The organism is Pseudomonas syringae group sp. J309-1 (assembly GCF_032582135.1).
GTDB classification, from domain to species: domain Bacteria; phylum Pseudomonadota; class Gammaproteobacteria; order Pseudomonadales; family Pseudomonadaceae; genus Aquipseudomonas; species Aquipseudomonas quasicaspiana.
The window spans coordinates 14,227-38,473 of record NZ_JAWHNU010000050.1 but is presented as its reverse complement, the minus strand read 5'-3'; the positions used below and the strand labels follow the sequence as shown (position 1 = coordinate 38,473).

Annotated in this window: 22 protein-coding genes and 1 pseudogene; 12 read left to right on the top strand and 11 right to left on the bottom strand. The window is 57.1% G+C overall.

The features are described 5' to 3' along the window. Window positions 1–37 precede the first annotated feature (37 nt). From lon to RX972_RS22375, 7 genes and pseudogenes are all read left to right on the top strand, one after another. Complete coding sequence (lon, locus tag RX972_RS22405; protein WP_027897815.1) at window positions 38–2,434, top strand: endopeptidase La; 2,397 nt, start codon at window positions 38–40, stop codon at window positions 2,432–2,434. Between the two features lie 142 nt (window positions 2,435–2,576). Then, window positions 2,577–2,849 carry an HU family DNA-binding protein gene (locus tag RX972_RS22400; RefSeq protein ID WP_002552737.1) on the top strand — a complete coding sequence of 91 codons (273 nt, stop codon included), beginning with the start codon at window positions 2,577–2,579 and terminating at the stop codon, window positions 2,847–2,849. A gap of 222 nt (window positions 2,850–3,071) precedes the next feature. Further along, window positions 3,072–4,943 carry a SurA N-terminal domain-containing protein gene (locus RX972_RS22395; protein ID WP_027897816.1) on the top strand — a complete coding sequence of 624 codons (1,872 nt, stop codon included), beginning with the start codon at window positions 3,072–3,074 and terminating at the stop codon, window positions 4,941–4,943. Window positions 4,944–5,293: 350 nt separating this feature from the next. Continuing rightward, entirely contained in the window at window positions 5,294–6,313 is a 1,020-nt protein-coding gene (locus tag RX972_RS22390) for a Gfo/Idh/MocA family oxidoreductase (protein WP_316878558.1), read from the top strand. A 389-nt stretch (window positions 6,314–6,702) separates the two neighbouring features. Next, window positions 6,703–7,107, top strand: a complete 405-nt coding sequence (locus RX972_RS22385) for a TraR/DksA family transcriptional regulator (RefSeq protein ID WP_027897818.1) — start codon at window positions 6,703–6,705, stop codon at window positions 7,105–7,107. Between the two features lie 868 nt (window positions 7,108–7,975). Then, window positions 7,976–8,995 (top strand): annotated as a pseudogene (locus RX972_RS29600) (methyl-accepting chemotaxis protein); the annotation flags it as partial. A gap of 247 nt (window positions 8,996–9,242) precedes the next feature. Beyond that, the gene (locus tag RX972_RS22375) at window positions 9,243–10,715 is read left to right on the top strand and encodes a DUF2235 domain-containing protein (RefSeq protein ID WP_316878550.1); all 1,473 of its coding nucleotides are present in this window, start codon (window positions 9,243–9,245) and stop codon (window positions 10,713–10,715) included. Between the two features lie 68 nt (window positions 10,716–10,783). On the opposite strand, the gene RX972_RS22370 is transcribed toward RX972_RS22375, so the two are convergent. Beyond that, window positions 10,784–11,023: a DUF2789 family protein gene (locus RX972_RS22370; RefSeq protein WP_316878549.1), complete on the bottom strand. Its 240-nt coding sequence runs from the start codon at window positions 11,021–11,023 to the stop codon at window positions 10,784–10,786. A gap of 102 nt (window positions 11,024–11,125) precedes the next feature. Then, entirely contained in the window at window positions 11,126–11,356 is a 231-nt protein-coding gene (locus RX972_RS22365) for a hypothetical protein (protein ID WP_027899362.1), read from the bottom strand. A gap of 279 nt (window positions 11,357–11,635) precedes the next feature. On the opposite strand from RX972_RS22365, the gene RX972_RS22360 reads away from it, so the two are divergent. Further along, on the top strand, window positions 11,636–11,758 hold the full coding sequence (locus tag RX972_RS22360) for a hypothetical protein (protein WP_255879230.1): 123 nt from the start codon (window positions 11,636–11,638) through the stop codon (window positions 11,756–11,758). Between the two features lie 84 nt (window positions 11,759–11,842). Continuing rightward, entirely contained in the window at window positions 11,843–12,310 is a 468-nt protein-coding gene (locus RX972_RS22355) for a hypothetical protein (protein ID WP_027899363.1), read from the top strand. Window positions 12,311–12,327: 17 nt separating this feature from the next. On the opposite strand, the gene RX972_RS22350 is transcribed toward RX972_RS22355, so the two are convergent. The 7 genes from RX972_RS22350 to RX972_RS22320 all read right to left on the bottom strand — a co-directional run bounded on the left by RX972_RS22350 (window position 12,328) and on the right by RX972_RS22320 (window position 19,508). Continuing rightward, on the bottom strand, window positions 12,328–12,705 hold the full coding sequence (locus tag RX972_RS22350) for a Na+/H+ antiporter subunit G (RefSeq protein WP_027899364.1): 378 nt from the start codon (window positions 12,703–12,705) through the stop codon (window positions 12,328–12,330). Next, window positions 12,702–12,980: a K+/H+ antiporter subunit F gene (locus tag RX972_RS22345; protein ID WP_027899365.1), complete on the bottom strand. Its 279-nt coding sequence runs from the start codon at window positions 12,978–12,980 to the stop codon at window positions 12,702–12,704. Before RX972_RS22345 ends, RX972_RS22350 begins: the two co-directional genes overlap by 4 nt. Further along, the gene (locus RX972_RS22340; protein WP_316878547.1) at window positions 12,977–13,465 is read right to left on the bottom strand and encodes a Na+/H+ antiporter subunit E; all 489 of its coding nucleotides are present in this window, start codon (window positions 13,463–13,465) and stop codon (window positions 12,977–12,979) included. Before RX972_RS22340 ends, RX972_RS22345 begins: the two co-directional genes overlap by 4 nt. After that, window positions 13,462–15,147 (bottom strand): monovalent cation/H+ antiporter subunit D, encoded by a 1,686-nt coding sequence (locus RX972_RS22335; protein ID WP_027899367.1) that lies wholly within the window; start codon window positions 15,145–15,147, stop codon window positions 13,462–13,464. The genes RX972_RS22340 and RX972_RS22335 overlap by 4 nt, the downstream gene beginning before the upstream one ends. Next, window positions 15,144–15,488 carry a Na+/H+ antiporter subunit C gene (locus RX972_RS22330; RefSeq protein ID WP_027899368.1) on the bottom strand — a complete coding sequence of 115 codons (345 nt, stop codon included), beginning with the start codon at window positions 15,486–15,488 and terminating at the stop codon, window positions 15,144–15,146. The genes RX972_RS22335 and RX972_RS22330 overlap by 4 nt, the downstream gene beginning before the upstream one ends. Continuing rightward, on the bottom strand, window positions 15,488–18,433 hold the full coding sequence (locus RX972_RS22325; RefSeq protein WP_027899369.1) for a monovalent cation/H+ antiporter subunit A: 2,946 nt from the start codon (window positions 18,431–18,433) through the stop codon (window positions 15,488–15,490). Before RX972_RS22325 ends, RX972_RS22330 begins: the two co-directional genes overlap by 1 nt. Before the next feature lie 139 nt (window positions 18,434–18,572). Beyond that, window positions 18,573–19,508: a DMT family transporter gene (locus tag RX972_RS22320; RefSeq protein ID WP_316878546.1), complete on the bottom strand. Its 936-nt coding sequence runs from the start codon at window positions 19,506–19,508 to the stop codon at window positions 18,573–18,575. A gap of 94 nt (window positions 19,509–19,602) precedes the next feature. Here RX972_RS22320 and RX972_RS22315 point away from each other — a divergent pair, with 94 nt between their 5' ends. Both RX972_RS22315 and RX972_RS22310 read left to right on the top strand, forming a co-directional pair. Further along, on the top strand, window positions 19,603–20,166 hold the full coding sequence (locus RX972_RS22315) for a helix-turn-helix domain-containing protein (protein WP_122397959.1): 564 nt from the start codon (window positions 19,603–19,605) through the stop codon (window positions 20,164–20,166). A gap of 175 nt (window positions 20,167–20,341) precedes the next feature. After that, a complete protein-coding gene (locus RX972_RS22310; protein ID WP_263271528.1) occupies window positions 20,342–21,760 on the top strand; it encodes an FAD/NAD(P)-binding protein in 1,419 nt (472 codons plus the stop codon). A gap of 110 nt (window positions 21,761–21,870) precedes the next feature. Here the strand turns inward: RX972_RS22310 and soxR are convergent, their stop codons facing one another. Beyond that, a complete protein-coding gene (soxR, locus tag RX972_RS22305) occupies window positions 21,871–22,335 on the bottom strand; it encodes a redox-sensitive transcriptional activator SoxR (protein ID WP_231677200.1) in 465 nt (154 codons plus the stop codon). A 352-nt stretch (window positions 22,336–22,687) separates the two neighbouring features. Here soxR and RX972_RS22300 point away from each other — a divergent pair, with 352 nt between their 5' ends. Next, on the top strand, window positions 22,688–23,023 hold the full coding sequence (locus RX972_RS22300) for an antibiotic biosynthesis monooxygenase (protein ID WP_316878545.1): 336 nt from the start codon (window positions 22,688–22,690) through the stop codon (window positions 23,021–23,023). Window positions 23,024–23,038: 15 nt separating this feature from the next. On the opposite strand, the gene RX972_RS22295 is transcribed toward RX972_RS22300, so the two are convergent. Continuing rightward, window positions 23,039–24,139, bottom strand: coding sequence for a sigma-54 interaction domain-containing protein (locus tag RX972_RS22295; protein WP_049826831.1), 1,101 nt, complete (start codon window positions 24,137–24,139; stop codon window positions 23,039–23,041). Between the last annotated feature and the right edge of the window lie 108 nt (window positions 24,140–24,247).

Sequence of the window (24,247 nt, the reverse complement as noted above, 5' to 3'; positions counted from 1 at the left end):
CAGTCCACGGCCACATGGCCGCCGTAGAGGCGAAATCATGAAAACGACCATCGAATTGCCTCTCTTGCCATTGCGCGATGTTGTGGTGTATCCGCACATGGTTATCCCGCTGTTCGTGGGGCGCGAGAAGTCTATCGAAGCCCTGGAGGCGGCGATGACAGGCGACAAGCAGATACTGCTGCTCGCACAAAGAAATCCTGCTGACGATGATCCTGGTGAAGACGCTCTTTATAACGTCGGCACCATTGCAACCGTATTGCAACTGCTCAAGCTGCCTGACGGCACGGTCAAAGTGCTGGTCGAGGGCGAGCAGCGCGGATCCGTTGATCGCTTTATCGAAGTTGATGGCCACTGCCGGGCCGAAGTTACCCTGATCGATGAGGTCGATGCGCCTGATCGTGAATCTGAAGTGTTCGTGCGTAGCCTTCTGGCGCAGTTCGAACAGTATGTCCAGTTGGGCAAGAAAGTCCCTGCTGAAGTCCTGTCTTCACTCAACAGCATTGATGAGCCTGGTCGTCTGGTCGACACCATGGCGGCGCACATGGCGCTGAAAATCGAGCAGAAGCAGGAAATCCTCGAAATCATTGATCTGCCAGCCCGGGTCGAGCACGTGCTCGCGTTGCTGGATGCGGAAATCGACCTGTTGCAGGTTGAGAAACGTATTCGTGGCCGCGTCAAAAAGCAGATGGAGCGCAGTCAGCGCGAGTACTACCTGAATGAGCAGATGAAGGCCATTCAGAAGGAGCTCGGCGACAGCGAGGAAGGCCACAACGAAATCGAAGAGCTGAAAAAGCGCATCGATGCTGCCGGTCTGCCCAAAGACGCTCTGACCAAGGCCACTGCCGAGCTGAACAAGCTGAAGCAGATGTCGCCGATGTCTGCAGAAGCAACGGTGGTTCGTTCCTACATCGACTGGCTGGTTCAGGTGCCGTGGAAGGCGCAGAGCAAGGTTCGTCTGGACCTGGCTCGCGCTGAAGACATCCTTGATGCCGACCATTACGGTCTGGAAGAGGTCAAGGAGCGCATCCTCGAATACCTCGCCGTGCAAAAACGCGTGAAGAAAATTCGCGGTCCTGTTCTTTGCCTGGTAGGGCCGCCAGGTGTGGGTAAAACCTCCCTTGCCGAGTCCATTGCCAGCGCAACTAACCGCAAATTTGTCCGCATGGCCTTGGGTGGCGTGCGTGATGAAGCTGAAATTCGTGGTCATCGCCGGACATATATCGGTTCGATGCCAGGAAGATTGATTCAAAAGATGACAAAGGTTGGGGTGCGCAACCCGCTGTTCCTGCTCGATGAAATCGATAAGATGGGCAGCGACATGCGTGGCGATCCGGCTTCTGCACTGTTGGAAGTGCTGGACCCGGAGCAGAACCACAACTTCAACGACCATTATCTGGAAGTCGATTACGACCTTTCCGACGTGATGTTCCTGTGCACCGCGAACTCGATGAACATCCCGGCGGCGTTGCTCGACCGGATGGAAGTCATCCGTTTGCCAGGCTACACCGAAGACGAAAAGATCAATATCGCCGTCAAATACCTCTCGCCAAAACAGCTGCAGGCCAACGGCTTGAAGAAAGGCGAAGTGGAGTTCGACGAAGAAGCGATCCGCGACATCGTGCGTTATTACACCCGTGAAGCGGGCGTGCGTAGCCTCGAGCGTCAGATTGCGAAGGTGTGCCGCAAGGCGGTCAAAGAGCATGCTCAGGAAAAACGCTTCGCAGTTCGTGTGACGGCCGACATGCTTGAGCACTTCCTCGGTGTTCGTAAATTCCGTTACGGTCTGGCTGAACAGCAGGATCAGATCGGGCAGGTGACTGGTCTTGCGTGGACGCAGGTGGGTGGCGAATTGCTGACCATCGAAGCCGCTGTAGTCCCAGGTAAAGGGCAACTCATCAAAACCGGTTCGCTGGGTGATGTGATGGTTGAGTCGATCACCGCTGCGCTGACAGTCGTGCGCAGCCGCGCCAAGAGCCTGGGAATCCCTCTGGACTTCCATGAGAAGCGTGACACTCACATCCACATGCCGGAAGGGGCCACCCCTAAAGATGGTCCTAGCGCAGGCGTAGGCATGTGCACGGCCCTTGTTTCAGCGCTGACACAGATTCCGGTCCGTGCTGACGTGGCAATGACCGGTGAAATCACCCTTCGCGGACAGGTTCTGGCGATCGGTGGCCTCAAGGAAAAACTGCTGGCTGCACACCGTGGTGGTATCAAAACGGTGATCATTCCAGAGGAAAACGTGCGCGATCTGAAAGAGATTCCGGACAACATCAAGCAGGACTTGCAGATCAAGCCGGTTAAATGGATTGACGAAGTCCTGCAAATTGCGCTGCAATACGCGCCGGAGCCCTTGCCGGATGTCGCTCCCGAGATGGTTGCGAAGGATGAAAAGCGCGAGTCTGACTCTAAGGAAAGAATTAGCACGCATTAGTCTGGACGGCCTTTCTTGACAGCTTTTTGGAGCCCTTGTTATAAAGCGGCTCTTCTAAGCGCCTGTAGGCCATTCAGCGCTCGTTTTTGCTACACCAAAAAAACTTAGAAACATACTCAAAATAGAGATAAGGGGACTTAGAGTGAACAAGTCGGAACTGATTGATGCTATCGCCGCATCCGCTGATATCCCGAAAGCTGCTGCTGGCCGTGCGCTGGACGCAGTAATCGAATCCGTCACTGGCGCTCTCAAGGCTGGCGACTCCGTTGTACTGGTTGGTTTCGGTACCTTCTCCGTTACTGATCGTCCAGCACGTATCGGTCGCAACCCTCAAACGGGTAAGACGCTGGAAATCGCTGCTGCCAAAAAGCCAGGTTTCAAAGCCGGTAAAGCACTGAAAGAAGCTGTCAACTAAGTTCTCAAAGCCTTTGCCCAACCGATCAGGATTCACTCTGTATCGGCAGCGAAGCGGTAGTGCGGCTGGTCTGAATCCGGCCTGACACACCCGGGTCGTGGGTTTCAGCCCCGTCCGCTTCGCCAGTTACGAGAAGGCGCATCCTCGGATGCGCCTTTCTTCTATCCGCTTTCTACCCACGCTCCGCGGTTGGTTAGTCAGTACAACCGTTTTGGGGGACGCATGCTGCAGAACATCAGGGACAATTCACAAGGCTGGATTGCCAAGACCATTATCGGAATCATCATCGCATTGATGGCGTTGACCGGATTCGATGCGATTTTTACCGCAACCAGTACCGCTCAGGATGCTGCCAAGGTCAACGGTGACGAGATCACCAAGACCGAGCTGAGCCAGGCGATCGATATGCAACGGCGTCAGCTGGTGCAACAGTTGGGCAAGGATTTCGATCCTGCTCTGCTCGATGAAAAAATGCTTCACGACTCGGCCCTGAAAGGTCTGGTTGATCGCAAGCTGTTGCTTCAAGGCGCCGACAACGCGAAGTTCTCCTTCTCGGAAGCTGCGCTGGATCAGCAGATTTTGCAGACGCCTGAGTTTCAGGTAGACGGCAAATTCAACGCTGACCGTTTCGATCAGGTAATCCGTCAGTTGGGCTTCACCCGGATGCAGTTCCGCCAGATGCTGGCTCAGGAAATGCTGATCGGTCAGGTCCGTGCCGGTGTTGCCGGTAGCGCATTTGTCACGGATGCTCAGGTAGATGCATTTGCCCGTCTGGAAAAACAGACGCGTGATTTTGCTTCGCTGACGCTGACTGCCGATGCCTCCGCTGTCAAAGTGACCGACGACGAAGTCAAGGCTCACTACGACGAGCACGCCAAAGAGTTCATGAGCCCCGAGCAAGTGGTGCTTGATTACGTCGAGCTGAAGAAGTCTGACTTCTTCGACAAGGTGAAGGTCAAGGACGAAGACTTGCAGGCGGCTTATCAGAAAGAAATTGCCAATCTCGCTGAGCAGCGTCGTGGCGCGCACATCCTCATCGATGTGAACGACAAGATGACTGACGAGCAGGCCAAGGCGAAGATTGAAGAAATTCAACAGCGCCTGGCCAAGGGTGAAGATTTTGCTGCGCTGGCCAAAGAGTTCTCTCAGGATCCGGGTTCGGCATCCAAGGGTGGCGATCTGGGTTACGCAGGCAAGGGTGTCTACGATCCGGCCTTTGAAGAGGCGCTGTATGCGCTGAACAAGGATCAAGTGTCGGCACCGGTGCGCAGTGATTTCGGTTGGCACTTGATCAAGCTGTTGGGCGTTGAAGCACCTTCAGTGCCGAGCTTTGCCAGTTTGAAAGAGAAACTGACCAATGATCTGAAGTCGCAGCAGGTCGAACAGCGTTTCGTCGAGGCTGCCAAGCAACTCGAAGACTCCGCGTTCGAAGCATCCGATCTGGCTCAGCCGGCTCAGGATCTGGGTCTGAAAGTGCAGACGACTGCGCCGTTCGGTCGTGAAGGTGGTGAGGGCCTGACGGCTAACCGTGCGGTCATTCAGGCAGCTTTCAGTCCGGAAGTGCTGGAGGAGGGCTCCAACAGCACCGCGCTGGAGCTGGATCCTGAAACCATTCTGGTGGTCCGCTCCAAGGAACACCGCATGCCGGAACAGCTGCCTCTGGAAGCTGTAGCCGCTGCGATTCGTACCAAGCTGGTCAAAGACCACGCTGCTGAAGCCGTCAAGGCCAAAGGCGAAGCGCTGTTGGCTGGTCTGCGTGACGGCAAGACGCCGCTCGCTGCCAAGCAGGATGGTCACAGTTGGAAAGTGATGGAAGCGGTTACTCGCGGTCAGGAAGGTGTAGATCCTGCCGTACTGCAAGCGTTGTTCCGTATGCCCAAGCCTGAAGGCAAGGACAAACCGGAATTCACCAGCCTTTCGCTGGCCGATGGCAGTTTCGTGATTGTACGCCTCAATGGCGTCAACGAGGCTGCACCGGCAACGGATGCAGAGAAATCCCAGTACCGTCGCTTCCTGGCGTCGCGTGCCGGTCAGCAGGATTTCGCTGCTTACCGTGCACAGCTGGAAAGCAAGGCCAAGATCGAACGCTTCTGATGGTTTGATTTTTGCGCTAGTAAAGAAGGCCGCTCATTGAGCGGCCTTTTTTTTGTTCGCTTTCGAAGGTGTATTGCCACAGGAAAACGCCCCTCGTGCGCCTACAGATCCAATGTTTGCTGCGCGACAGCGCGGTGTCAGTGACACCGGGGCGGCACCTGCAGGGCTGGGTTCAATCCAGGATTTGCATTTTTTGACAGGTGCTCCCATTCAATCCAGGAGGTGCGATTTCAACATTTCGAATCTGCAAAAACTCTCGCCGCGCCCACAGCTGTACTGCTGCCTTCAATCAGGTTGACCCACTGACGCATTCGTTTAAGGTGCTTTTACTGGATTAAAAGGAGAATCTCATGCGTATTGGCTTGGTCGGCTACGGCAAAGGCGGGCGCTATTTTCACGCGCCATTGATCGCCAGTCTGCGAGAGGCGACTTTTGTCGGCGTTGTCACTCGATCGGCAGAGCGGCGGGCTGAGCTCGCCCAGGATCATCCTGGCGCCCAGGCTTTTGACAGCCTGGCCGATCTGGTCGCTGCAGGTGTTGATGCTGTAGCGATCTCTACGCCCATGGCTTCCAGGCCAGACTTGATCCGGGAGGCTATTGAGTCAGGCGTTGCTGTGGTCAGCGACAAGCCCTTTGCTGCCGATGCGGCGCAGGCTCAGGCGCTGGTGGAACTGGCCGAGCGCAAAGGAGTGATGCTCAGCGTTTACCAGAACCGTCGCTGGGACTCAGACTTTCTGACCGTGCGTAAACTGATCGACGAGGGGAGGCTGGGTGAGATCACACGCTTTGAATCCCGGGTCGAACGCTATTCGCCTAAATCGGTAGGTAAGGCGGCGGGTGGAGGCATGTTGCGTGATCTGGGCAGCCATCTGGTGGATCAAGCGCTGTTGCTGTTCGGACCGGTGGCGAGGGTTTACGCAGAGCTGGAGTTCTCAGCCCCCGATCAACCTTTCGATCATCAGTTTTTCGTCTCCCTGACCCATGCAAATGGCGTGGTCTCGCATTTGTGGGGCAGTTGTCTGCAAAACGCTCCAGGGCCGCGATTCCGGGTCAGCGGGTCCGGCGGCTGTTACACCGTCGAGGGCCTGGACTGTCAGGAAGAGGCCGCGTTGGCGGGGCTGACGCCAGAGTCGGAAGGCAAGCGCTGGGGCGTTGAAGATCAGCAGCGTTGGGGCTGGTTTTTACAAGGTGAACACCGTGAGCGTGTCCCTACGGAGCGAGGCTGTTGGCCGGAGTTTTACCAGCAACTTCAGGCTGCTCTTGCAGGTGAGGGGGTTAATCCGGTCAATCCACACGACGCGGTCGCGTCGGCAAAAGTGCTCGATGCCGCGCGGTTGAGTGCGCTGGAAGGGCGAGTCGTAGGCTTATAGGCCTCAGGCATCCCCCTACCTAATGGCGAATGGCTTTACCTTGATGGCCATTGGCGCTTATATTCGGGAAATCATCAAGGAAGTGGGCATCATTCAGGGCAACTTCGTTCGCACGAGCTGACCAGGACGCTGTCGAATCGCTGCTAAAGGGCCAATCCGGGCCCTTTTTGCTTTGCCGGATTTAATGGAGTGCGGTGATGGCTGGCGTTTATTTGTCGGCTAATTGGCGCTTGTTTAGCAAATGAGTTGCCGACTGCCCAAGGCGGCCTTAGACTGCCGCCCCTCGTAAATTGAGTGCCAGGTGGCGCTTGGAGACTATGGCGCTTTTACGGCATCGCAGAGCCGCTCCTTAATTCGCCTTAATGCACGTTTTTTTTATAGAGAAATCAATGACAAAGGAAAAGTTGCTGGCCATGCCGGCCGATGACTACATGAATGCCGAACAGCATGCTTTCTTCGTCGAGCTGTTGCAGGGTATGAAGGTTGAAATCCACGAGCGCATCGAGCAGAGCCGCATTGCTATCGAGAGCCTGGATACGCCTGCCGATCCTGCCGACGCTGCTTCAGTTGAAGAAGAGCGTCACTGGCTGGTCAATGTGATCGATCGCGATCAGCGCATGCTTCCCCAGTTGGAAATGGCGTTGTCACGCATTGCCGATGACAGCTTTGGCTGGTGTGACGACAGCGGTGAGCCGATTGGTCTCAAGCGTCTGTTGATCAGCCCGACCACCAAGTACTGCATCGAGGCGCAAGAGCGTCACGAGCAGATCGACAAGCATCAGCGTCAAGCCTGATCATGCAGGGCGGTGGGGCCTTATGGCCCCGCCGCCTGTTTGTTCTGCGACGTAAAGCAACTCATACCGCTACGTCCCGGTTTCATCCTCTTCTGTGTTATCCCTCGCCTTCCCGATTGCCAACGCGTAATCAGCCTGTTTTCAGCAACCACACTTTATGGCCTGTTGATCGCCCATCCGTTCAGACCCGAAAGCAATATTGAGTCATGGCGAAAAGCCTTTATCTGGCGTCTAATGCAGACACAATAAAGATAAGCATGACGGAGTCGCGCAAATGGTCGCAAACGGAACTGTGGTCAATTCAACGCCTGAGCATCAGCCCGGGAAGGTATCCGGCAATACGCTGCGCGCTTGGTTGATACCTGCATTACAAAGTCTCGCGCTGGGATGTCTCTTCATCGCCATGGGGCTTGTCGAGGTGTCGACTTATCTTGCGGTGCCATTGGCGCTTTTGTTTATCTGGCTACCGCGCTTTGTTTCAAACGGACCCCAGCCTGTGAATGTGCAGGACGGACGCGCCGATATCAATCGTCTGACCCGTGACTTGTCGCGTTCTACCAGCCATAACGCGTTATCGGCTGCAGGCGTGGCGTTTTCCGTGAAGCAACTGGCCAGCCGGCTGAAATCGCAGCTCAGTGCTGCGGAAAAGATTGTCTCCAGCGCCGATGTAATGATCGCGACCGAGCAACAGGCTGCTCAACTCAGTCAGTTGGCGCTCGACGCTTCCGTGGAGATGCGGCAGAGCAGCGAGGCAGGCAGAGGCGTGCTGGGCGAGTCAATCACCCGTATGCACTCACTCAGCAAGCGTGCGGTCAGCAGTCGCCAGTTCATTGAAGAGCTAAGCCAGCGAAGTGAAGAAATCCAGCGCGTGACGCTGGTGATTCAATCCATCGCCAGTCAAACCAATCTGCTGGCCCTTAACGCGGCCATCGAGGCGGCGAGGGCGGGTGAGCATGGCCGCGGCTTCGCCGTAGTCGCCGACGAGGTCCGCGGGCTGGCAGGACGTACCGCCAGCGCAACCGAGGAAGTCGGGCAGATGGTCGCCGATATTCAGAACCGTACTGTGCAGGTGGTTGAACAGATCCGTCAGTTGTCGTCCGATCTGGACAGTGGGGTCGGTCAGGTCGAGCTTACCGGCCAGCACCTTGAGAACATCGCCCGGCTGGCGGCCGGGGTTGAATCGCAAATAGGCGAAATTGCGCAGGGTGCCGAGACCAATCAGGAGCAACTGTCCAGCTTGTTTGTTGCGGTACAGCAGATGCGCAGCGATCTGGCGATCAGCGACGAGCAGACGCGCAAACTGGCTGATGCTGCGGTACAGATGGAAGGTCAGGCTGAAACGATCAGTGAACGCCTGGCGGAGGTTGGGCTGGACGACTATCACCAGCGTGTCTACGACCTGGCCCGGGAGGGGGCCAGTCAGATTGCGGCAAAATTCGAAGCGGATGTCGACGCAAACCGGATCACGATGAATGACTTGTTCGACCGTAGCTATCAGCCGGTCGCCAATACCCGGCCCGCCAAATTCCAGACCCGCTTTGATCGTTACACCGATGAGGTCTTGCCTGCGATTCAGGAGCCTGTTCTGTCACGTCATGACGGTCTGGTTTTTGTAATTGCCTGCACCCCTGAGGGTTATGTGCCCACCCATAACAAAGCCTTCAGTCAACCGCTGACAGGCGATGTCGCTGTCGATACGGTGAAAAGTCGCAGCAAGCGCAAATTCGATGATCGCACCGGTATTCGCTGCGGCAGTCACCAGCAGGCGGTACTGCTGCAAACCTATACCCGTGACACGGGTGAGCTCATGCATGATTTGTCCGTACCTATTATGGTCAAAGGGCGTCATTGGGGTGGTCTGCGGATGGGCTATAGGCCACAAACGTAACTATCTCTGATTCGCGAACTGTCCAGGCAGGCGATTGAGAAATCAGGCTTTTGTAAAGCACGTCTCATGTTTGGGTTGCCTATTATTGTAAGACTTTGTTGTTTTAATCTTTCAGGGCTGTAGGAGGTTTCTGAAAGTGTTGTGCCCACGTTGACGAAAGTTTATTGCTGCGCAAGATGCTTATATCAAGGTTTTTTAATTGATTTAACGCAGCTTGATGACCTGCTGCGCAATAGGCGGATATGTGATGAAAAATACAAGGAATGTATTGATTGCACAGGGCGCTTCGGGAACTGCAACACTGGGGGTGACCGTACGCGTTGGCGTGTTCTTCGATGGTACAGGGAATAATCGCAGCAACAGCCAGATCGGAGCTGATTGCCGGGCCATGGCCGAGATCAGCGCAAATAAACATATTGCTGAATGTGGTGGGAGGCACAGTGACCCAAACAGCAGTTACAGTAATGATCTAAGTAACATTGCCAGATTGGCGGATCTCTACTGCAATCGACCCGTCGCCAGTAACCTGGGTGACGGTCTTAAAGTGTATTGGCCCATTTATGTGAGCGGGATTGGCACTTTATCGGGGGGGCGTGATTCAGTCTGGCCTGGACAAAGCTTTGGCCGCGGTAGAACCGGCGTTATTTCCAAAGTCTCACGGGCGGTCGAGAAGCTTGGGGCTCTCCTGACGACATTTTCCCAGCTCAACCCTGGCTGTTTTATCAGCACTCTGGAACTGGACGTATTTGGTTTCAGTCGGGGGGCTGCTGCTGCCAGGCATTTTGCCAATGAGGTGCTCAAGGAAGATAAAGGCGAGCTGGAGCCCATGCTCAATCGGCGTCGAGTACCACTGAGTCCTGGCTTTTCCTGGCAGAACGGCAGCGTCAGAATGAAAGTGATCGGCCTGTTTGATACCGTTGCAGCAGTTGGCGGTATCCGGGATATGGGGAATCTTGGAGACGCCCACAATGACAAAGTTAATCTCTACTTGCCCCCCGGGTGCGCCGAGCAGGTTTTGCATCTGGTCGCCCGCGACGAGGAGCGCCGCAACTTTGCGCTCAACAGTGTCCTGCCACATTGGCCAATGGAAATTGTGCTGCCGGGAGTGCATTCGGATATCGGCGGTGGCTACCATCCGCAGATGATCGAGAAGGTACTGTTGACCCGACCGATCTGGAGTTTTGTAGAGGGTGCGACTCCCAACGAATCAACCCAGGCCTGGCAGCAGGCGTTTGCAGAAATGAAGGGCATGGATCAGGCTGCGTTGATTGATCCAAAAGACGCTGAAGCTTCACTGTCTATAGCCTGCAAGGAACGCCCGACCAAAGGACCTTACAACAGGGGCGTCGGCAAGGCGGTGATGGCTGCTGTTTGCTTGCAGCGTCAGGTGTTCGGACACCTGTCCAGAGTCCATCTGCGTGTCATGCATGCGCTTGCGTGTGATGAAGGCGTTCCTTTCAACCCCATTCCTGGCTCACAGGATTTCCTGATCCTGCCTGAACTGCAAGGTGTCGCCCGCAAGCTGATTGCCTATGCACGAGGGGCGGCTTACTCACTTGATGCAGAAGAGGAACAAATGCTGCGTCATCGTTACATCCATCGATCTGCGCACTGGGATGCATTGATCGACAGCCGTCACAAATTCAACGACGCTCTGTTTGTGCATGCGCCGCAAAGTGGGGGGCGTGTTCGTTGGCCGAATCAGGAGGGGCGAGGTTAGTTTCACTGGAGATCTTATAGCTGCAAAAGCAATGGCCCCGGTTAACCGGGGCCATTTTTTGCGAGAGTTTACTTGGCTTCGTGGAGCAGCGCGTTCAACTCGTCAACTACTGGGGCCCAATCGTCATCCAGCAACAATTTCTCCTTGAGGCAGTCGCGTTGCGGCTGCGTCCAGAACTCTGCCTCGGATACCTTGGCGTCACCATGCAGCGGACCATGCTTATCAACAAACGCATCGATGCTCTCCTGGTCTGAATTCAGGCCCAGTTGTTCAAACAAGGTGGCCAGGGTCGGTGTTTCCAAATCCATATCATCTCCTCGGCGGGCTTGACCCGATCTTTCGGTTGCACGCTTGAAGCTGCGTAAAGCATCTGAGCGTATCCATGACCCAAGAGTTCGACGCAAATAGCGTCAGGTGTTCAATGCGCCGGCATCAACGGCATCTTTCAGTTCCCTGGCTGACTCCTGGGCCGCTTTGGCCGCCAGGTCTGCGGTTTTGAACCAGCGGTCTTTTTCTACCTGATGACAGGAAATGGTATTTACAGATTGCTTGGCGCGCATGACGATGACGGCCTGAAACTCACCCTCTACTTCTCTGGATTCACCCCAGATAAAAAACTCGCCGATATCAAATTCAGTCACTGCTTATCTTCCCCTGGATGACGAGTTGCTTTCGACCTGAGCTTGCGTGCGCAGGACAGCATTCTTGATGCAGGCGAGTATGGCAGTTGTTGACCGTCGCTGGCCGCCTTTAGTCGCAGCAATTAGAAATGCTCTGTCGTCTCGCATGAAGATTGGAGTAGGAATGTGCCCTGAAGGGCGAGGCATAATGCTCTTCTTGTTGTCTGAATGGACTACATCTGTCGATATGCACAAAACGGATATAGGCGGCAGGCATCTCCAACCGGTAGAATCCACCGAATGCCAGCGCTCATCGCGCTTTCGGTATCGTCGACGTTCTCTGCACAAGCACCCCTGGCCTGGGTTGGCGGTGCCATGTGGCTGCAATTGCTGCAAGAGCACGCAAGGGAACTGCCCGTCTGATGCGCTACAACAAGGTAGCGATAGCTTTTTCTGACCGTCCGGTTGTCTCCGGACGGGATCATTTTCAAGTTGGGGGTTTTAACTTTGGCAGTAAGTAATCTGGAGACACACGCGCTGTTCGTGCTTGGTGATCTGCGGGCGAAGTTGGTAAAACAGTTCCAGTCCCGTTTTGTTTATGTCTGCGAGCAGTCTGCTGAAGGCATTTACATCGCTGAAATCGATACTGAAACAGCGCTGGTTGTCGACGACAAGCCGCGGCTTGAGCTGAAGGTCGGCGATCATTTTCGCGCAGCCGTATTGCCCAGCCGAGAAGGCGGAAAATTCGAAATCAAGTTTCGTGAAATCAAACTGACCGTCTATGGCCTTGGCGAATATGCCTATGTCGATATTCCTGAAGGGCACGGTATCGTGTTCAAGGAAGGTCAGAGCATCATGATGGTCTTTGCAGCCCACGAGCAATTGCAGGGCGGATTGACCAAGACCCTGAAGACTGCGACCACCAAAGCCGCAAAGTGGCGCAAGGGCGAGCTGACCTTCAAGGCCAGCGAGTAAACCCGGCAGGCAGCGACTCAACTGCCGCTGGAGTCACCTTGCTGACCACCACTGCTGACTTCCGGTGGCACATCGTCGCCCGCCATGCGCTTACGAAACAGCCCGGTGCGGGCGAGCAGCAGAGTGGTCACCGGGACGGTGATAGCAAGCAGCACCGGAATCAGCCACGCGTGGATCACCGGTTCTGACTTGAGCGCCGAGAAGTACACAATCGAGGCGAGCGCAACACACCAGGCACCCAGTGTCGAGGCCAGCGCAGGCGGATGCATGCGTTGAAAAAAGTCCTTCAGGCTCAGCAAGCCCAGTGCGCCGGTCAGGGCGAACAGACTGCTGGCGATCAGCAGTATGGCGGTGAGGATTTCGACCCAGAAGGGCAGCACCACTGTCGAGTTCATTCGATCACTTCTCCACGCAGCAGGAATTTGGCCAGGGCAAAAGAGCCGACAAAGCCAAACAGTGCAATCAACAAAGCCGCCTCGAAATAGGTATCACTGGCATAACGAATGCCCAGTACCAGCATCATCAGCATGGCGATGATGTAGAGGTAATCCAGAGCCAGTACCCGATCCTGAGCCGAGGGGCCCTTGAAAAGGCGAATCAGGGTGAAGACCATGGCCAGAGCGAAGATGAACAAGCTGGCCAGAATGGCATTGCCGAGCAAGGCACTCATTGGAAAATCTCCATCAGCGGGCGCTCATAGGTAGTTTTGAAATGCTCGATAAACTGCGACTCATCTTCCAGATCGAAAACATGCATGAGCAGTACGCTGCGGTCCAGCGCAAGTTCTGACCAGACGGTCCCTGGAACCACCGTGGTGATAATGGCCAGGGCTGCCAGACCATTGGCGTTGTGCAGGTCCAGCGGGACTTTTACAAAGGCCGAGCGCGGTGGGCGTCGTTTTACATTCCAGACTCTCCAGCCCACCTCCAGATTCGAGCCAATGACATCGCGACCCACAAGAAAGAACAGTTTGAAGATCACGCCCGGTCGTTTGATGCTCACAGGCAACGGGCGAAGTGGAGACATCAGCAGAGGGGCGAGGAAACCCAGCACGGCTGCCAGAATCAGATTGCCGGGACTGATCGAGAGATTCAGTACCAGCCACAGCACCGCCAGTGCAAGGGAGAACCACGGAGCAGGGAAATAACGCTTCATGGTTGCACCGCCGAGACTGCAGTGTCACTGACCGGCCCGGGCAACGGCCGGGTGGCCATTACCGACTGAATGTACTGTTTGGGTTCGTGCAGCGCGGCGGCCGTGTCGCGGGTATAACGCAGCAGTGGTTCGGCCTGGAATGTCAGGGTGATACACAAGCCCAGCAGGATCACGATGGGCACGCACTCATAGTGCCGCAGCAGCGGCGAAGGGCGTTCCTGTGGGGTCCAGAAGCGCTGGATGCCGATCCTGGAGAAGGCCATCAGCGAAGCAAGGCCGGAGAAAATCAGCAAACCCACCAGCAACCAGCCCTGGCTCGAAATCGTTTCGTCCTGGGCCACATCCAGTCCAAGCGGGTTAAGCAGCGCGCTGAGCAACGTCAATTTGCCGATAAATCCGGAAAGCGGCGGCATGCCGATGATCAGCAAGGCGCAGGCAATGAAGCTCAAGCCAATAAATGCCACGGTCATCGGGATTACCTGACCGACCACGGCTTTCTGCTGGTCATCAAGGTTGGTGCCTGGCGGTGGATTCAATGATTCCACGGTCCGCGGTAACTGGTCGGCATCGTCTTCCAGTGGCAACTCATTGGCTGAGCGCGAGCGTTCGATGAGTTCAGCGATAAGAAACATGGCGCTGAGTGCCAGGGTCGAGCTGACCATGTAAAACAGCGCGCCTGCTGTGAGGCTTGGCTGGGCGAAACCGATGGCGGACAAGAGAATGCCGGCCGAGACGAGAATGCTCAGCGCTGCCATACGCTCCAGGCGTTGTGCCGCGATGATTGCCACTGCTGCGGTAAGAATTGTTGCCATACCGCCATAGATCAGCCAGTCGCCGCCAAAGAACGCAGAAGGACCAGCCTGCACTGAAAACAGCAAGGTCCAGAGCCGCAGCAAGGTGTAAATGCCGACCTTGGTCATGATCGCGAAAATAGCTGCCACGGGCGCACTGGCGGCGGAGTAGGCGGGCACCAGCCAGAAGTTCAGCGGCCACATGCCAGCCTTGGTCAGGAATGCCACCGCAAGAATCGCGGCGCCGGCGTGCAGCAGGCCCAGATCGGCCTCCGGTACCTGCGGAATCTTGATGGCCAGGTCAGCCATGTTCAGTGTGCCGGTCACGCCATAGATTAGGGCGGCGCCAATCAGGAACAGCGAGGACGCCAGCAGGTTGATCGCAATGTAATGCAAGCCTGCGGAGACGCGGGCACGGCCCGAGCCGTGCAGCATCAGGCCGTAGGAGGCCGCGAGCATGACTTCAAAAAACACGAACAGGTTGAACAGATCGGCGGTGAGGAATGCCCCATACAGGCCCATCAGTTGAATCTGGAACAAGGCGTGGAAGCTGGAACCGGCGCGGTCCCAGCGAGCCAGGGCGAAGAGCAGGGCGCACACACCGACGATGCCAGTCAGCACCAGCATCATTGCCGACAGGTGATCCACCACCAGCACAATGCCAAACGGCACTTCCCAGTTGCCGGGCAAGTAAACGCCGATCGAGCCCGTAGTGCCGGTTTTCTGCACCCACATGAACAAGGTGACAGAAATGGCCAGGCCGAGGATGCTCGAAAGCAGATTGATCCGCGCTTTGAGCGGGCGGTGTTTCTCACCGAGCCAGAGCATGATCGCAGCCGTCAACAACGGCAGCAGAATCGGTGCCACGATCAGTTGATTCATCAACGTCATTCTTTGGGCTCCCGGCCGTCAACGTGGTCGGTGCCGGTCAACCCTCTGGACGCCAGCAGCAGCACCAGAAACAGCGCGGTCATGGCAAAGCTGATTACGATGGCGGTCAGCACCAGTGCCTGGGGCAGCGGGTCGGTGTAATTCAGCAGGTCCTGAGGAACGCCGTCCTTGATGATCGGCTCCCGGCCGATGAACAGGCTGCCCATGCTGAAGATGAACAGGTTGACGCCGTAGGACAGCAGGCAAAGGCCCATGACCACCTGGAAGGTCCGCGGACGCAGGATCAACCAGACGCCCGAGGCCGCCAGTACGCCGATGGCAATCGCGATAACTTCTTCCATCAGGAGGCTCCTTGTTGTGCGGCGACAATGTCGGCGATTGGGTTCGGCACCGGTTTGGGCAGCGAAGTAGGTCGGTGGCTACGCACCGACTGGTGCGCCAGTGCCGTGAGAATCAGCAGTGTCGATCCCACGACAACCGCGTAGACCCCTACATCAAAAAACAACGCGCTCGCGACATGGATATCGCCCAGCAACGGCAGGTCCAGATGCGCGGTGTGGGTGGTCATGAACGGATAACCCAGGAACATCGAGCCCAGACCGGTGCCAATCGCAAACAACAAGCCGGTGCCCATCCAGCGCAGTGGCCGCAGGCTCATCTGAGCCTCCACCCACTGCGTACCCGCGACCATGTATTGCAGAATAAAGGCCACGGACATCACCAGACCGGCGACAAAACCGCCCCCCGGCTGGTTGTGCCCACGCATGAACAGGTACATCGAAATCACCACAGCAATCGGCAGCAGCAGGCGCACCAGTACTGCCGGAACCATCATGAAGCCCAGCGCGGTATCACTGGCGCTGCGCGGATTGACCAGGTCAGTTACCACATCCGGAGCCAGCAAACGCTGCTGGGCGGGTAACGGAATACTTTCCTTGGGCGGACGGAAGCGGCGCAGCAGGGCAAACACAGTCAAGGCCACAGCCGCCAGCACGGTGATTTCGCCGAAGGTGTCGAAACCCCGGAAATCCACCAGCATCACGTTCACCACATTGCTGCCACCGCCTTCGGGAATGGCGCGGCTGAGATAGAACGAGGAAATGGTGTTGGGCGTCGCACGCGTCAGCATCGCGTAGGACAGCAGCGCCATGCCACCGCCGACCAGTGCCGACAGAATGAAGTCGCGAACCCGACGATTTCGTGCACGGACCCGGCTGCTGAGCGAAGGCGCCACGTTCTCGTTACGTCGTGGCAGCCAACGCAGCCCCAGCAGGATCAAGACTGAGGTGACTACTTCCACCACCAGTTGTGTAAGGGCCAGATCGGGTGCGGAGAACCAGACGAATGTCACGCAGGTCATCAGCCCGCAAACACTGACCATCACGACGGCCGCCAGGCGGTGGTACTTGCCTTGCCAGGCCGCGCCCAGTGCACAGGCGATTGCGATCAGCCACAACGTGACGAAGACGCCCGAACCCGGAATCTTCGGCCGGTCGCCCCACGTCAGGCCACTGAAATACATCGGGATAAAACCGCCAATCAGTGCTGCCAACACCACCAGAAATAACTGAGGTTGCAGGCGACGGGTACTGATGAGACTTTCGAAACGCCGTGCCCAGCGGGTCATGATCACCAGCGAACGCTCGAAGAAGCGCTTGCCGTTCATGCGCTGCACCAGCGGCGGGCCAGTGAAGCGGTTCTGTTTGAACGAGTTGCGCAGCAATAGATAGAGCAGCACGCCGCCAGCCATGGCAATCAGGCTCATGATCATGGGGGCGTTCCAGCCGTGCCAGATGGCCAGGCTGTACTCAGGCAGCGTGCCGCCTACGACAGGTTGCGCCGCGGCAGCCAGCAGCGGTGCCACGGATTGCGAAGGGAAGATCCCGACGATCACACAGGCGATCACCAGAAACTCCACTGGCGCACGCATCCAGCGCGGAGGCTCATGAGGTGTGTGGGGCAGATTGGTCGCTTTCGGACCGAAGAAGACATCGACGGTGAAGCGCAATGAATAAGCAACACTGAACGCCCCGGCGATGGTGGCGATCACCGGCAAAGCCATCTCTACCCAGGCCGAGGAGCTGACGAATACTGTTTCAGCGAAAAACATTTCCTTGGACAGGAAACCGTTCAACAGGGGTACGCCCGCCATCGACGCGCTGGCGACCATGGCCAGCGTCGCGGTATAGGGAATCAGGGTGACAAGTCCACTCAGTTTGCGGATGTCCCGCGTGCCGCTTTCGTGGTCGATAATCCCTGCGGCCATGAACAGCGAGGCTTTGAAGGTCGCGTGGTTGAGAATGTGGAAGACTGCCGCGACCGCTGCCAGCGGGCTGTTCAAGCCCAGCAGCAGGGTAATCAACCCCAGGTGGCTAATGGTCGAATAGGCCAGCAGGCCCTTGAGGTCATTCTGGAAAATCGCTGCGTAGGCACCGATGATCAGGGTGCAGGCACCTGCACCGCTGACGATCCAGAACCATTGCTCGCTGCCGGAAAGGGCAGGCCAGAAACGGGCCAGTAGAAACACGCCTGCCTTGACCATGGTCGCCGAGTGCAGATACGCCGACACCGGCGTCGGGGCCGCCATCGCGTGGGGTAGCCAGAAGTGGAACGGGAACTGCGCACTTTTGCTTAATGCGCCTATCAGGATCAGGGTCAGCAAGACTGGGTACAAGGCGTGGGCGCGGATCGCTTCGCCTGAGGCCAGCACGCGGTCCAGATCATAGCTGCCCACGACATGACCGAGCAGCATGACGCCTACCAACAGCGCGAGACCGCCTGCACCGGTGACCATCAATGCCATATAAGCACCGCGTCGAGCGTCTGCCCGATGGTGCCAGTAGCCAATCAGCAGGAATGAGAAAAGACTGGTCAGCTCCCAGAAGAACACGATCTGAATCAGATTGCCGGAAATCACCAGACCCAGCATGGCGCCCATAAACGCCAGGAAGAACGCAAAAAACCGCGGCACCGGATCATCCGGAGACATGTAGTAGCGGGCGTATAACGAAACCAGCGTGCCGATGCCCAGCACCAGCATCGAGAACATCCAGGCGAAGCCGTCCATGCGCAGGACGAAATTCAACCCCAGACTGGGTAGCCAGAAATATTCTTCGCGGATCACACCGCCGTCGACGATTTGCGGGTACCACAAGGCAACCTGAATCGCGCCGGTAACGGCCACAAGGCCGGCGAGAATGGATTCAGCGTTACGCGCGTTGTGCGGCAAAAATGCCGCCAGACAGCTGCCGATGAAAGGCAGAAGCAGTAGAACTATCAGAGACATAGGCTTCTAATCTGCAGGGAAATGTCAAGGATCATACGTGCTGGACTGTGTAACACCAAACGCCAAGGTGTCGCAGAATCCTACAGACCTTGTAGGCAGAAGCTGAGTTCTGTTTATTTATAGCCGGATTTTTCGCGTGTTAATCCGTTTCTTTAAACACCGGGTCGGTTCCGGTCTGTTCTTCAGTGGATGCCGTGGTCGATGCAGTGCGGCGTTTCATTTCACTGACGATCACCGCCGCGACGATGAGCGCTGCGCCAATTAACGCGACGCCGGGTAGGCGCTCACCGGCAAGGCGACCAAAGATTCCGGCCCACACCGGCTCACCGGCATAGATTACAGTGGCGCGGGTTGGGGAAACGGTCTTCTGTGCCCAGTTCATGGCCACTTGAATCACTGCGCTCATGGCCCCGAGCCCCACCGCGCTGATAACCAGCATCCAGGAAAAATCCGGCAAGGCCTCGCCCGTCGGTGCGATCATCAGGAATGACAGCAATGAAGCGGTAGCCAGTTGCACCACGGTGACCCGGCGCACATCGACCTTGCCACCGTAAGCACTGATCATGATGATCTCGGCGGCCACTGCAATCGCGCAGATGATCGTCGCTATTTCCCCCGCGCTGAATTGCAGACTTGCTCCGGATGGCCCCGACAGCAAGATCAGCCCGGTAAAGGCCAGACAGATCCCCACGCTGGGCATCAACCCCGGCCGACGTCCCAGTACCAGCCATTGCAGCAGCGGTACGAAAGGGACATAAAGCGCCGTAATAAAAGCTGACTGGCTGCTGGGAATAGTTTGCAAACCGATGGTCTGTAATCCGTAGCCAAGCATGATGGCCGCACCGATCGCGACCCCGGCTTTTATTTCAAGCAGGGTCATGCCGCGCAACACGCTTAACGAACACAGCGCGACGATGATTGCCGCCGCTGCAAAGCGCAGGCCTACGAAAAACATCGGGCCGCTGACGGTCATGGCGTGTTGTACGATCAGGAATGTGCCGCCCCACAGCAGGGTGATCAGGATCAGTACAACTTCAGCTTTGCTGATACGGGGCTTGATAGAGGTAGACTTCATGCTTCTCACTGGCGTTTACAGGCTTGCGTGATACATCGACCTGAGTTTTAAAGCTGGGCAGTATACTGCGCAATGATTTCGAGAGAATAAAATATTGAGCAACGATAATTCGCAACGCGCCCCGGTTTTGCAGCACGTCAGTCAAAACGTGCGACGGTTGCGCAACGGGCAGGACATGAGCCAGACCGCGCTGGCGGAAAAATCCGGGGTCAGTCGGCGCATGCTGGTGGCCATTGAGGCGGGGGAGAAAAACGTCAGCCTTGCGACCCTTGATCGCGTCGCCGAAGCGCTGGATGTAGCGTTCAGCGATCTGATTCAGGCTCCTGAGCATCGTGACCCCAGTCGCATCAACGAGGTGGCCTGGGCCGGATCGATACCGGGCAGCCGTGCAGTCCTTTTGGCCAAAGCCACAGCCAGACGTGAAGTCGAACTCTGGGAGTTCTGTCTGGAGCCGGGAGAGGCGTATCAGTCCGAGGCCGATCCTGACGGCTGGAGTGATCAGGTTTATGTGGTCGAAGGGCACCTGACCGTCATTCTGGTGGAGCGCACACAGGCAGTCGGTCCGGGGGAGTTTTTCATGTTTGCCAGCAACCAGGCCCACAGTTATCGCAACGACGGGCAGGTCCGGGTGCGATTCGTCCGTAACGTCGTGCTGTGAGCTGTTGCCTGATAAACAGGTAATCAACAGTTGTGTTGGCTCAGCATCTTATTCAATAACGGCGCGCGGCTGATCTGTCGTGAACAGCGGGATTGAGCCGCGGGCACGGGCTGTGCATTGAACGCACTGTTGATATCGACCCCGGCTTGAGATTTTAGAAGAGCGAACCTGATCTATGAGTTCCAGCGACAAACACCCGGCTGACGTTTTGATTATTGGCGGCGGCCTGAGCGGCAGCATGCTGGCGGTTCAGTTGCTGCGCCTGCCGGGCAACCGGCGCATCTCTATCATTGAAACGCGTAGCGAACTGGGCCGGGGCGAGGCCTACAGCGCCACGGAGTTGGGGCATACGCTCAATGGCAACGCGGCGCGCATGAGTGTCGATCCGGACAACGCCGACGACTTGACCCAATGGCTGACGCAATTCATCGCGGAAGGTGGCTGGCCCGAATCCTTTGAGCAGGATGTGCCCGTGGCTGAGCTGTTTCCGCCACGGGGTATTTTTGGCCTGTATGTGCAGCAGCGTCTGGCCGAGGCTCGATCAATTGGCTCGCGTTACGGTTCAAGTGTCGAGCATGTGCGCGGTGAGGTGGTCGACCTGGAAACCCAGGCGCAGGGGGTGACGCTGAGTCTGGCGGACGGTCAGTCCCTGCACGGGCGTTTTGCGGTTTTGGCTACCGGAATGTACGCCGCGTCCCGCACCCCGCAACGGCAGTCCGACGGACTGAATGCTGCTGCGGTAGATCCGTGGGATGTCAGCGCGATGCGGCAACTCGATCCGCAGGCGCGGGTGCTGATCATTGGTTCCGGGCTGACCATGGTCGATGCGGTGGTGTCGTTGCAGCAGTCAGGGCATCGCGGCCCTGTCGATATATTTTCCCGGCATGGGTTGCTGCCTCATGTTCGTCGGCAGCCGCCAGTCTGGGTGGATTTTCTCGGCGAAGATCACACCCTTCGCAGCCCTCGGCAGTTGCTGCGCAAAGTGCGCGAGCAATGTGCGCAGGCGATTGAAAGGGGAGTCGACTGGCAAGCGCCACTGGATACCGTGCGGGCTAACATCGGCCGGTTATGGCATCAGGCCCCGGATGTGCAGCGCCGCCAGTTCGTGCGCCACGTGCGGCCATGGTGGGAAAGCCATCACCATCGCTCACCGCCGCTGAGCGCTGCACTGCTTGCGCAACTGATTGATCAAGGACGAGTGACGATTCAGGCCGCTTCGTTGCAAGGGTTTGAGGTCCTGCCTTCGGGCCAATTACAAATTCGTATTCGACACCGTGGTCAGGGTGAAACTTCAACGATCGTGGGGGATGCGCTGATCAATTCCACGGGCATCGAATACGACTGGCGACGCGTGGATCGGCCTTTGCCTCGACAACTGCTGGCGCGAGGTCTGATTCAACCTGGCCCGCTGGCGCTGGGCATCGCCGCCGACCAGGGCGGAGCGGTGCTGGATGCGCAAGGGCGGGTGTCTGACCGGTTGTTCGCCATGGGCCCGCCATTGCGGGGGCTGTGGTGGGAAAGTACGGCCGTGACGGATGTAGCGCTGCAAGCCAAGGCGTTGGCGGGGCGGTTGGTCGGAACTCATTTGGCTTAAGACCTTACGCCTATATCGTCCGGATGCGGCCCAGACCAAGCCCTGCTCCAACGAAGTAACGCCTGTTGGAGCGGCCTCAGGTCCGGAAACGATACAGGCGCTGAAACTCTTCAATCCTGATCCAGCAAAACCGGGCCATTTCCCTGTTCGCCCAGTTTGTCCCCCCAGTTGCGCAGCGGGCAGGCTTGCATCGACAGGCAGCCACAGCCGATGCAACCGGTGAGCTGATCGCGCAGGTCTGTCAGGCGCGCGATGCGGTCGTCGAGTTCTTCCTTCCACTGGGCCGACAATTTGTTCCAGTCAGCCGCAGTCGGCGTGCGTTTTTCCGGCAGTGTTTGCAGGGCGGCATGGATGCTGGCCAACGGGATACCCAGTCGCTGGGCGACCTTGATCAGAGCCACTCGCCGCAGCATTTCTCTGGGGTAGCGGCGTTGATTGCCCGCATTGCGCTGGCTGCTGATCAACCCCTTGGTTTCATAAAAGTGCAGGGCGGTGACCGCAACCCCACTGCGGGCCGCCAATTGGCCGACGGTCAACTGCTTACTCGCAGGGCCAGATTTTTTGCTGGTTATCATAAGTGACTGCTTGACCTCTAGTTAAGTAGAGGTTTTACCCTTCGAGGCCTCGGTTGGCAATACTCCGTTATCACGGCAAACACAGTCCCCTGCAGGAGCCAACGTGTTGGCGAGACGATCTGCCTGATGAACCACGTCATGCGTCTCGCGAACAAAGTTCATCCTGCTGGACCGGGGACACAGTGCTGTCGCACAGCCAATATGGGGTTCTGTAGGAGTGAGCCTGCTCGCGATAGCGGTAGATCGGTTGAGAAATTATCGCCTGCCCCGACGCTATCGCGAGCAAGCTCACTCCTACAGTAAAAGCAATTAAAAATCAGGTAGTTATATTTTTGTTTGACGGGAGGCAGTCATGGCGTCAGCAGAAGAGAATCTTCGCTTCAACCAGCTCATTGAATTCACCGTAAGTCCCGCTCAACAATCCGGACTGGTAACGGCCCTGACCGAGCAAGTCGAGCGCTATACCTGCACGTATCCCGGTTTTATCAGTGCCACCGTTCAGGCCAGCGATGACGGCTGCAGAGTGCTTGGGCAGACGCTCTGGCGATCACGGCGAGCCAGTGAAGAGGCGCTGCTCAATGCCGAGGCGAATGAGCAGGATTTCATGACGTTGCTGCGTCGGCATCAGGTCAGTGCAGTGACCTTCAATAGCTGGCAGGTCTCTCGGACTATCCAGGCCAGAAGCTGACAGGCAGAGCACTGTTCAGACTGAAACCTGCATCACCCGGTCACCCTGCAAGTTTTCGCCGGGCCGTCGTTTGTTCACCGCCAGTTCCCCGATCTTGATCAGGCGGGTGCGAGTGACATTGCGGGTCAAGCCCAGCAATGCGGCGGTGTGAACCTGGTTGTAGTGACTGAAGCGGTAGGCTGCCCGCAGCAACGCGTCTTCGACTTTTTCGTGCAGCGCCCCAGCCTGTTCCTCGAACAGTTTATGGAAGGCTCGCTCCAGTAGTGCGTCGACAGATTCGTCGTTTGCAGGTTGATCGTCCTGGCGCTCGATACGCAAATTCGACAGACGCAGGTCATCACGTTGAATCAATCCATCACGGCAGATCAGCAGCGTGTGATGAATGACGTTTTCCAGCTCGCGAATATTTCCGGGCCAGCTATAGCTTTGCAGTTTGCGCTCGGCTTCGGCGGTAATCCGGATCGGCCCATATCCCAGCCGAAGGCTGTAGGCGTCGATAAAGTGCCTGACCAGCGGCAGGATATCGCCGGGACGTTCGCGCAACGGTTGCAGTTCGAGGTTGACCACATCCAGTCGGTAATACAGATCCTCGCGGAAATGCCCGGCATTGATCGCTTTCTCCAACTGCACGTTGGTTGCCGCCAGTACCCTGACATTGATGGGAATACTTTTGCGCGAGCCCAGCCTTACGACCTCCCGCTCTTGCAGCACCCGCAGCAGCTTGACCTGAATCGGCATGGGCAGATCGCCGATTTCATCGAGAAACAGCGTGCCGCCATTGGCCTCTTCGAACCAGCCGGCCTTGGCGTTCAAGGCGCCAGTGAACGCACCTTTCTCGTGGCCGAACAGCTCGGCCTCCACCAGTGACTCGGCAAATGCGCCGCAATTAACGGCAACGAACGGCTGGTTACGACGTTCGCTCAGGCTATGGATATGCCGCGCAACCAGCTCCTTGCCGGTGCCGGTTTCGCCAATGATCAATACGCTGGCGTCGCTGGGTGCGACCTGCTTGAGGTGAGCCAGCAACGCTTTTGATTTCGGGTCTTCGAACACCTGGGCCGTGGCGCGGATTGAAGTCGCCAGTGCGGGGTTCGGCGGTAGGGTCAGTAGCTGCATGGTGATCACTTCTTGTATGAGGCAAGCTTGTGAAAGCGGCCGGGATAGCGCTGTCGACGAATCTCCAGCGGATGTACCGGCCTCTTCGCGAATGAATTCGCTCCCACC